At 39.6% G+C, this 10546-nt stretch carries 8 protein-coding genes; 2 read left to right on the plus strand and 6 right to left on the minus strand.

What is annotated here, in order from left to right:
* On the minus strand, window positions 1–692 hold a 692-nt coding region (locus tag GNE10_RS25315), incomplete at its 3' end, for a triacylglycerol lipase (protein ID WP_185567722.1).
* A gap of 670 nt (window positions 693–1362) precedes the next feature.
* Here GNE10_RS25315 and GNE10_RS25320 point away from each other — a divergent pair.
* Entirely contained in the window at window positions 1363–3012 is a 1650-nt protein-coding gene (locus GNE10_RS25320; RefSeq protein WP_185567724.1) for a hypothetical protein, read from the plus strand.
* Between the two features lie 198 nt (window positions 3013–3210).
* Here GNE10_RS25320 and petJ read toward each other — a convergent pair whose 3' ends face one another.
* The 5 genes from petJ to GNE10_RS25345 form a co-directional block, all read right to left on the minus strand.
* Complete coding sequence (gene petJ / locus GNE10_RS25325; protein WP_185567726.1) at window positions 3211–3555, minus strand: cytochrome c6 PetJ; 345 nt, start codon at window positions 3553–3555, stop codon at window positions 3211–3213.
* 258 nt (window positions 3556–3813) lie between these two features.
* On the minus strand, window positions 3814–4230 hold the full coding sequence (gene petE / locus GNE10_RS25330; protein ID WP_099071691.1) for a plastocyanin: 417 nt from the start codon (window positions 4228–4230) through the stop codon (window positions 3814–3816).
* 482 nt (window positions 4231–4712) lie between these two features.
* Window positions 4713–5204 carry a photosystem II cytochrome c-550 gene (gene psbV, locus GNE10_RS25335; RefSeq protein ID WP_185567729.1) on the minus strand — a complete coding sequence of 164 codons (492 nt, stop codon included), beginning with the start codon at window positions 5202–5204 and terminating at the stop codon, window positions 4713–4715.
* 417 nt (window positions 5205–5621) lie between these two features.
* Window positions 5622–6470, minus strand: coding sequence for a carbohydrate ABC transporter permease (locus GNE10_RS25340; protein WP_185567731.1), 849 nt, complete (start codon window positions 6468–6470; stop codon window positions 5622–5624).
* A gap of 2 nt (window positions 6471–6472) precedes the next feature.
* Entirely contained in the window at window positions 6473–7372 is a 900-nt protein-coding gene (locus tag GNE10_RS25345; protein ID WP_185567734.1) for a carbohydrate ABC transporter permease, read from the minus strand.
* Window positions 7373–7743: 371 nt separating this feature from the next.
* On the opposite strand from GNE10_RS25345, the gene GNE10_RS25350 reads away from it, so the two are divergent.
* A complete protein-coding gene (locus GNE10_RS25350) occupies window positions 7744–10188 on the plus strand; it encodes a 26S protease regulatory subunit (RefSeq protein WP_185567737.1) in 2445 nt (814 codons plus the stop codon).
* Window positions 10189–10546: the final 358 nt, after the last annotated feature.

Consider the following 10546-nt stretch of genomic DNA (forward strand, 5'->3'; position numbering starts at 1 on the left):
ATCAAATATTGTACCCAAGCTTTTAAGGGTTCTGGCGAACCGTACCAAATCCCAGGACTTCGGGGGGAATGGTTGACTCCTTCAATCACCAGATTTTCTGCGCCTTCTAAGTGAGCTGCTTCAATGGGGGTGATTCCGTCACCCCAAGTGTTACCTTGGCCACAGGTTAATTTGTAACTACTGTAAGCAAACCAGCTACCACGCCGCCTGGCTCCAAAAATAGTTTTGCCTGCCACGCAAACGTAACGAACATTTTTGTAAAAAGCTCCGGGATAGTTATTGGTCACAAAATCGAGATTGGAACGCGTCCAACGTTCTTGGCTAATGTGGGGTGTACCCAAGGTAATGAGAGTTGCAACCAAGGGATGAGCTTGCCAAAGAGATGTTTTGACACCACTGTGTGGGAAATAGGGTTTTTCTCCCATATAAATCCGCGATATCCAACCCCCGGCTGAATGACCAATTAAATTGATTTGAGTAGCGTTATGTTGCTGCAATATCTGTTTGACAGTGTCATCAAGTTGTTGCAAAATCGGTGTTACAGGTCTGCCACCAATGGTGGTTAGCCAGTCACGGCGTCGTAGTGGTACTGTGACTGTGGGAAAATTTAACTGCTGTAAAGATTGTTCTAGTTGCCCATAAGCGATGGCATTTTCTAGATAGCCTGGAACAATAACTGTTGGTAACGGCATTTAAAATTTTGGGTGCAAAGATTTAAAGTTTTGAATTTTTTAACAAATCAATAATTAGAAGACTGTTGACCGTTGACGGTTCACAGTTAATACTCAACCACCATCTGCTGGTGTTTATTTGAGTTCCCTTATAATATTTAACTCACTCTTGGAAGCTGAAAATACGTGTGTATGGGTTTTAAGACTAAATTGTCAAGAAAATAGTACACTTCACAACAGTTTTAGACTCCGCTGATGTGGTAAGATTGTCACAAGTGACGTATTATATATCATTTTAACGTGCCATTTTTTACGTAATCTTTGTAAAAAAAAGAGGCAGTAGAAAAGACAAAAAAATAGATCGAATGTTCCGATCTAGTTGAAATTATCTGAGATATGACATTGATAAATATCCGAAATATTTAGTTTTAATGGTGCGCTTTATAACAATAAAAAGTAAAAAGTAGTGATTGCATAACACATTTTTTTAGCAAGCTGAATTTAACAAATATGATAGAGCATCATTAAGAAATTCAAAAGTTGAGAAAATGGTAATCTTAGCGTCTGGATTGCCACGATGGGAAGTTATTATTTCCTTAGAGGGACGCATCTGTTGGAATATATTGCAAGATAGTCACCAAAGAGCAAATTTTTAGCCAACTGCAACTGAGTCGAGTGAACGGTAACAGCCATGTCTTATGTCTCCCTGCTGAAAAATATACCAGAAATTATTACCCAGCCAATTGGGATAGCAGCTTTAGCTTCTGTTGGCATCCACGGTGCGATCGCCATGATTGTACCATTGATGCCCATAGACTCTAACAAGCCCAAGGAAACGGCATCATCAAAAACAGTCGGACTTTTGGAATTGAGTCAAGCCGACCAAAGCCGTTTGCCCCAAAGCACACCCCAACCGCAGGTAGGTTTACAACAATTATCGCCAATAGCCCCACTTTCGACACCGAATTTTAACGCCCAGAGTGTATTACCTCCATTGGCACCACCAGCCACAAGTCAGTTAGTGCTGCCTCCCCTACCTCCATCAGCTAATAGCTATCGGGTTTCCTCTGTGCCCACAAGACAGTCTCTCAGGAGGATTCCCAATTATAATTTTGGGTTTGACGCTTCTAAATTTGACAGTTCTAGATACAATAGCACCCCGAAATTTTCGCCATCAGTTCCTTCGGTTCCTCCAGCTTCTTCTTTGAGTGAAAGCGATCGCAAATACGAGACACCCCAACCGTTGGCTGTCAATCGCTTGCCACAATTACAGTCACAGAACATACCTGATGACATTCTCCAAAGTGGCCAATCTCAGAATCTTTCAGATATTCCCCCCGTCACAACACCACAAGGAAATCCAACCCCACAAATGACGCAACCAACTAACGATGCGTCTAAAATCTCTCAAAACTTACTGGTAAATTCAATAAAACAAAGTCGAGCAAATAGCAACACTTTAATGGGAACTAGGGGAATAACATCCCAAGCAAGCGATTTATCCCCTAAAGGAACTCAACAGACAATCGCACAACTGGATTCTTATGCTGCTCTGAAAAAAGAAGTGGAAAAAGAATACCCCAATGCAGAACAAAAACCAGTAATTCGGCAAACAGTAGCTACAGATAAGCCAAATGTAGAAGGAACTGTTTTAGGAGTATTAGTGGTAGATCCTGATGGCAAGGTCTTAGATATCAAGTTTCAAGACAAGTTACTTGCCCCAGAATTGCGAACAAAAGCCAGGGAATACTTTAACAAACAATCCCCCAAGGGAGATAAAAAGATTAGTTCTTACCCATTTAACCTAGTTTTCCAAAACAACGGTAGCAACACAATTGGGACGACTCAAGACCAAAAGCTGTTTCCATTAGCACCAGCAAGCAATAACAATCAGCTAACGCCATTACCAGGGGCTACTTCTAAACCGTCTTCCGAAGCCCCAATTAAAACTAATCAGTCTGCGCCTTTACCCGCACGTTCCCTCAAACCCTTAGTTGTGCCAGCATCAACAGATGCTGCAAAGCCATCATCGCAAGTGGAAATCAAAAATAATCAGCCTGCTTCCTTACGGACAAATACCCTCAAACCATTAGTTCTACCAAGAGTCAATACCAATCAAACCCAGCCTTTACCAGCAGCTACTTCTAAACCATCATCACAACTGCCGATCAAAAATAACCAGATTACCCCTTCACCAGCAGCTAGTACTTCTTCTGAATCGCTATTAACGCCGAGAGTGAATCAAAATCAGGCAACACCAACTCCTGAATCAGAGCAAGAATTACTACAACAGTTGCGCCAACTGAAGCAAAACAGACAAAAGTCTACTCCAGAAAAATAGCCCAATTGAGATCGGATTCCAGCAGGGGTGACGTACAGTTAATCTCAGGGGCGTAAGTTATGCGCCCCTAGCGGTGTACTGTGTATATCAAATCCGTTCAGAGGCAACTCTTAATCCCACCCTTCAAAGGGTGGGATTGAAACAAAGACGCTATTTAAAACAAAGACTTTTCATTCAGTAAAAAGTCCCTTGGTATGCTTACCAGCCTTGTTCGGCATTTTGAAAAACGTAAGCTGCTACCTGTAAAATTTCCTCAGAACTTAACTTGTCTTTAAAGGCAGGCATGGCATTTTTGCCATTGTACACTTGGTGGATAATCGCTTGAATTGAATCGTTATCATAATTTTTTAAGTACTTTGACAATGCTTCTTTTTTCAAGGTTTTCTCTGCGATTAGGACGTTACCGCCACCGATGTGGCAGGAAGCGCAGTTACCCTCGAAAATTTTAGCACCATTGGATATTTCGGCTGCTAGTGCTGGACTAATGAATGTTAGTTTGATTAAGGCGATCGCTAACAGCAAAATTAATGAAAGTATTCTCAAGAGAATTTCCTCGCAACAAGCCTCCACGAAGAGTATAAACGCGATCGATCTTCAGATTAAGTCCAATTCGATCAAAATTGGCGGTAATGAGTTCACCCTTCCGTTGCTACGCAGTTCTTAGCGTCTTCGGTAGGCAGATGACTTATTACCGCCATTATCCATTGTTTGGTCACTCTGGGAGTGTAGCGTGTTGCTTATAAGCTGATTTCACTCAGGGAAGCTGAAAAAATCATCTAGTACCAACGACGATGTTTCTAGCTATTGAACAGTAATCTTACCAACCATGCCAGCACCACGGTGAGGTTCGCAGTAGAAGGTATAATCACCAGTAGGTGCATCTGCGGGGAAGGTGGTTGTTACTTTTTGACCAGGGTTCATCAACTGTTTCTTATGAGACAGAGAAGCTGCTAATTCTTTGCTACCAGCTGGGTTTTTCGCAGAATCGAACACAACATTATGGGGAGGAACTTTATTGTTCACCCATTCAATTGTGTCACCTGGTTTGATTGTCAAATTTTTCGGTTCAAATGCCAGCATTCCTTTGTCACTACCAAGTTTGATCTTGTATGTTTCAGCCGCAGCGCTGGGAGTAAAAACAGCGAAGCTGCTAACAACTAAAAGGATTGTCAACACAGCCAGACTCAGGCGTCGCCAGCTTGCCGAAATAAATTTCATGACTCTCTCCTAAACAAACATTTTTTTTCCTTTCTCATTTTAAATAAAATTAACGCCAAATATGACAATATGTCGTAGATACAATTTTTTTTTTAGAATGGGGAGTAAATTATAACGAAAAGCTGTGCAATCAGTAAAAGATACTAGACTGCAATACCCCACAAAGTCCTTATAAGCTAGTACAGGCTAAAAAAGCATAACTGTGGTGGTTGTTGACAGTTGACAGTTGACAGGTTCATTTAGCGGGGCCAAAGACGTTTTTGTTAGCTTTGGTCAATGTACAAGTTAAATGTAAAACACCCGAACAAGGTAGGTTTATGAAAGCAGGGGATTGGGCATTGAGGACTGGGGGCTGGGGAGCAGGGGAGCAGAGGAGAAGTTGTTGCAAGTCTTTCCCCTGTGCCCCTATGCTTGTAGAGCCTGTTTCCCGATACCCAATACCCAATCTCAAAGGCTCAGCACTAATGGGCTAACTTAAGGATTTAGTAGTAGATTTTGCCGCCGCCCCATTTAGTACCAACAACTTTGGGTTGTACGAGAATATGACCAGCGATCGCTACTAGATCGTCATCCGTGAGATTTCGCATTTCTGTGAAAATATCTGCACTCTTAGTACTGGGATGTAGTTCGGAAATTTCCTCTTCTCCATCATAAGTAGTGGGATTTTTCATGTAATCTACCAAACCTTCAATGTTATTCCGGTTTGGTGTTGCCAATGCTAGAGCTTCTGGTTCTAGTCCCACGTTTTGGTTAGTTTTGGTAACGCCGCCAACATGACATTGGGCACAAGCGTAAGCAAATAAGGCTTTGCCTTCTTTGACTTGTTTGAGGCTAAGTACAACGGTGTCGCCTTGTTCGTTTAATGGCACTGTCCGGGTAGCTTTGTCCAGCTCCAATGCTGACGCGCTACCGACAGTCAACCCAAAGGCGAGCAAAAAAGTAGCTACAACAACGCCAATTAGTCTTCTAAACATGTTTCCCCTTAAAGATTTTGACGCTCAACACAGCTAATAAAGCGATGCTCAATCTGCATATCCAAAGCCTGAGATAGCCTTTTAGGTGACTTCGGTACCACCCACCGAATGGCCGACCTTTCGGGCTGACTTCAGAAGATATTCGGAAAATAATTGCCTTTGCATCCTCTAACGCCAAACGGCTCTTTTGGTGTTTGTCGGCAATTAAGAGTTGGTTATCGAGAGAAAACAATTTTTCTACAGGAATGCTGTAGTCGGCTGCTATCTCTGCGATCGATAGGTTTGCAAAACCCATAATGCTTGTTAACTGGTAGATAGAGATTGAGTCGCTGTAATACCAATATCACGTTAGGAGTGCAATTTGTTGCCCAAAATACGGTTTTGGGGGTTGGGGCATTGGGTATGGGGCATTAATTATTAACCTTTCCCCCCAGTAAATGTGACGCTTTGGATAAAGTAGCGATTAAAAAAGGCGTAAATACCTAAAGCTGGTAGGGTAAATACCATTGAGGCTGCCATGATGTAGTTCCAATAGCTAATATATTGACCTTTGAAGGTATTTAGCCCCAAGGGCAAGGTAAACATTTCTGGGTCAAATAAAATAACTATGGGCAGTAAGAAATTATTCCAGCTTGCCATAAATACAAAAACTGCCTGGGCTGCTAGTGCGGGTTTTGCCAAGGGTAAGACGATATGGCGGAAAATTCCAAAGGTGTTTAAGCCATCAAGTTGACCGGCTTCTTCTAATTCTTTAGGAAAATTTACGAAAAACTGTCGCATCATAAAGATGAAAGTGGCGTTAACCATGCTAGGGACAATCATCCCTTGGTAGGAATTCAGCCAACCGATCGCTTTTAAAATCAAAAATGTGGGAATTAAAGTAATTTGCGCTGGTACTGCCAATACTGTCAAGATTAAGAAGAACCAAAAGCGTTTGCCTATAAAACGCAGTCTGGCTAAGGCGTAACCCGCCATTGAATTTAACAACAAGTTTAAAATGGTGACGCTGATGGCAATTACCACACTGTTAAACAGCCAACGCCAAAATAGTGGTTCTTGTAAAAAGATTTGTCTGTAGTTGTCGAGGGTGAAATGTTTGGGGAAAAAGTTGGGTTGGCCGCTGACAATTTCTGTTAGGGGTTTAAATGATGCTGAAAGTGCCCAGAGAAAGGGAATGAGGGTAATCAGGGCATAAAGTGTCAGCAAGATATATAACAAGATTTTGGGCAGGACTTTAACCCAGGACAAGCGAGAAATTCTAGTCAAATCTATTCGCCTCCAAAAAGTCGCCGCGCAATTACAGTCAAGGTAATGATGACTGCTGCTAACAAAAAGGCGATCGCTGCACCATATCCCATCTGTAAATTCCGAAACACAGCTTGGTAAACTAGTAGCACCACAGTTAAGGTAGCGTTATTTGGCCCGCCAGTACCGCCAGAGAAAATGTAAGACTGGTCAAATAATTGAAAAGTGCCAATTACCCCCATCGCTACCACAAAGAAGGTTACAGGCTTGAGCAAAGGAATAGTAATGTAAATAAATTGCCGCCATTCATTTGCCCCATCGAGTTCTGCGGCTTCATACACTGTTTGGGGGATATCCTGCAAAGCCGCTAGGTAAATCACCATAAAAAACGGTGCAGTTGACCAAATGTTCATCATCATAATTCCTTTGAGGGCAACTGCTGGGTCACCCAACCAGTTATAAGTAGGTAGCCCCACAAAAGCGAGAAAATCGTTTAGTAGCCCCTCAGTGTTATAAATCCACATGAATATCAGTGTTAACACTGCTGAAGAAGTAACTGTGGGCAAAAAGTAGAGAATACGCCACCAATTTTTACCGCGAATTCCAGAATTGAGAGTCACCGCCAAAATTAAAGCTAGGATTGTTTGAGCTGGTACAACAATGGCTACATATTCAGCTGTGTTTCTCAAAGCAATCCAAATCCGTTGATCTTCAACTAATCGCCTGAAGTTACCCAAACCGATGAATTCATAATCAATACCGCCTAAAAGTTGGACTTTTTGCAGAGAAAGAAAAACAGCAAACAAAATAGGTAACACCACAAAAGTTCCTATAACCAAAATGGTGGGCGTCATGAACATATACCCAGCCAAATCTTCTGTGATATTCCACCTGTAGTTTCGTTGTCTGTTGATTTCAAACACTATTAAACCTCCGTTTAATCTCTCATACGAGTACTCTGGCAACTCAACTTTGCTGGGTTTGGACTGGGAAAAGGGTAAAGGGGAAAGGGTAAAGGGGAAAGGGGAAAGGAGCAACTTAGTATCACTAACCAAGGTGCGGCGCTGTCAAAAATATTTAGCTCGATTGAATGAATCTTGAAATTTGGAATGCGTAAACGTAGGCTTACTGGCACACATCGCTAGAAGACTGTTGATGCTTCACAGTCACCAGTCAACAGTCAACAGTCAACGCATTCACTAGAATAATTTATTTTTTGGAGTTCACTTAGGGAACTATATATTTAGTTTCCTTGGGAATGCTAATTAAACCTACTCAAGCAATAGGATACAAAATGACGTATACAGCTTACTTACGTTCGATTAAAAACGAACTCCAAAGAACTGGGAAAAGCAAAAAAAGCTTGCGAGTTAAAACTATCATAGAACAGTTTGGCTACCAGCGTCGAAGCCATTCATTCGTAAATGATTTTAATACTGCTTTGAATGAACTGGGGCTTTGTGCAGACCCTGTATTAGATTTACACATTCCCTTAGATACAAAGATAGCTATTTCTATTAAAGATATAAAAATAATCAAGCAAGTAACCGACTCTCAAGCAATTTCAGCCAAATTGAGACAAAATATTTCAGTCAGGCATGATTTTTTTTACTACTTGTTTGATTTTGGTTCCGAACAAGAATACGAGCGATTCCAAGCATGTTTAGATTCTCATCAACCTGTGGGTATTTTTTTGATTCCACAAGTAGAAGATTTCTTTTGTGATATTGTTGTCAAAATTTTGAATTATGAATTAATTAGAAAATCTCAATATGGAGGATATAATAATATACCAAAAGCTGTCCATAGGAAAATTTCTACCAGTCTAGCCTTGGAAGATGACTGTGAAGACGAACAAGAAAATTCCATTGCTGATGCTCATATTTTTCAATTTTATCGCTCAACTATGAGTAGCATTATTTTGGGCAACACTGGTTTAGAATTACTTGATTCGGAAAAATTTGACGAACAATTTGAACAGATATCGCTATATGCAAATAAATATAATTCTGAACAATTATTTATTGTATTTCATTGTCCATCACTTTTAGAAATTCAAGCACATCAGCAAGAAGATGCTTTGGGATATTTAGTACATAGAGTTGCCCAGAAAATTCCTTTTACTTTTACTCTCCGGTGTAAATACCCAAATGAAGCGTCTGTTGAATATCAAGAAGAAGTATATGCCCATTTTCGTCTACTAATGGAACTGCCATATTATCAAATCGAGGAAGATGATGCTTCTTTAGCAGATTACTTCCTAGAATTACAAAAAGCGCAAATTCAAGCTGAATCACAGTTGTTGCTGAAGATGAAAGCTGAACATTTTTATAGCCTCAAGTGGCAACAAGAAAGTAAAGAATATATTTATCTCAAGTATTTTGCTATTAAAACTTTGCAAAATCTAGGATATGAATTATCTGATATTAGCTGTGAAGTAGAGTTGACTTCTAGAGATGAAGACACAGCCGATGAAGATGTATCTGATGAGGAAGAATACCAAAGTGAGATTATAGAAGTCTACGTTAAAAATCACATTATGGTTGAAATCGAGACTTTCAAATACCATGAATTTCAGGATAATAATCTCTTTTTAGATACCATGAAAAGAGTTTTAAGGAAATCAAAAGTCTGGCCGAATCAATTAGAAAGTGTTTGGTTGGTCATTCCAGGTTTTGAGATAGCACGCAACTACTATCAATTGAAAAAAGTTAAGGAAATACTAGAGTATAAATTTTCTGGATATTATGGCGATCGCTTCCAGGTAATCATCATGTCTCCTGATTATGAAAATCACCAATTAGTACCAGTATCTTTTGACTCTATTGATTATCCATCTTTTGAATATGCAGCTAAAAAACTTAGCTTAATATCAGCATATCCCATGACCAATCGTATCAAAGAATCAAAGCTTGATTTTAGCCAAGTCAAAGGACTCAATGAAGAAAAAGAAAAATTAACTAAACTTCTCAAACTGCAATCTAAGGGATACAAAGGTTCAATTGGTGGGATTCTTTTTTATGGTTTACCAGGATGCGGTAAAACTCTATTAGCAAATGCCTTTGCTAATGAATCTGGTAGATATTTCTTTAAATTCTCTCCTGCTGATATTGTCAGCGTTTGGATTGGTCAAAGTCAAAAAAATATTCGTGACATCTTTGCTCAGGCTAAGAAAAAATCTCCTTCGCTGTTATTCATTGATGAATTAGATAGCATTGGCTTTAATCGTAATGAAGATAACGCCCACACAGACCAAAAAGCAACCATTAATCAATTACTTATAGAACTAAATAACCTGCAAAATAGCGATGTAATCGTCATTGCAGCAACAAATTATTTAAGCGGTATTGATAGTGCTTTAAAACGTTCTGGACGCTTGGATTGGAAAATTCCTATTTTCCCACCGGATAGAGGAGAAAGAATAGATTTATTTAAACACTATTTATCAAAAATCGATTTGAATCAACTAGTAAATTTTGAAATTTTAGCTGACAAAAGCGTAAAATTTACTTCATCTGATATTGAATTGGTTTGTCGGGAAATTAAAAATGCTATTCTTTTGGAAGAAATCAATTCAGCTTTGACAACTTCAGATGTGATTACTTACATCAATAATCTGCAAGATGGTGGGTTAAGTCTCAATGAAGAACAAGTGCAGGGATTTTTGGAAGAATGTAAAAGAATGAGTGTGAAGAATCCTAAGTTGGAAACTTTGAAATTAGAATGGGGATTGGATTAATAATAAGATAATTAAAATGGCGATCGAACTCCAATAAATAAATTATCCAATCTTGTGGCGTGGGCATCTTGCCCGCACCACAAGAAATTTTATTGCAACATGTAAGGCTTGACACGCCAGTAGGGAAGCAATCCCCACTGACGCTGGGATTACTTCACTATGGCTCGTAATGACGGAGTTACGTTATTTTTGCGTAAGTCTTTGAAAGAGTATAAGTAGAAGTTTTCTCAACCAAAGCCTCTGCTTTGACTTAAGTTTTGTCGCTATAAGTTAAATTTTCAAGATTTATTTAAATCAAAATTTTGCTGCTTGAATTTATCTTGTACTCCTTCTAATTGGATGGAAAATAAAAATATTT

This window comes from Nostoc sp. 2RC, assembly GCF_014222165.1.
Classification (GTDB): Bacteria; Cyanobacteriota; Cyanobacteriia; order Cyanobacteriales; family Nostocaceae; genus Nostoc; species Nostoc linckia.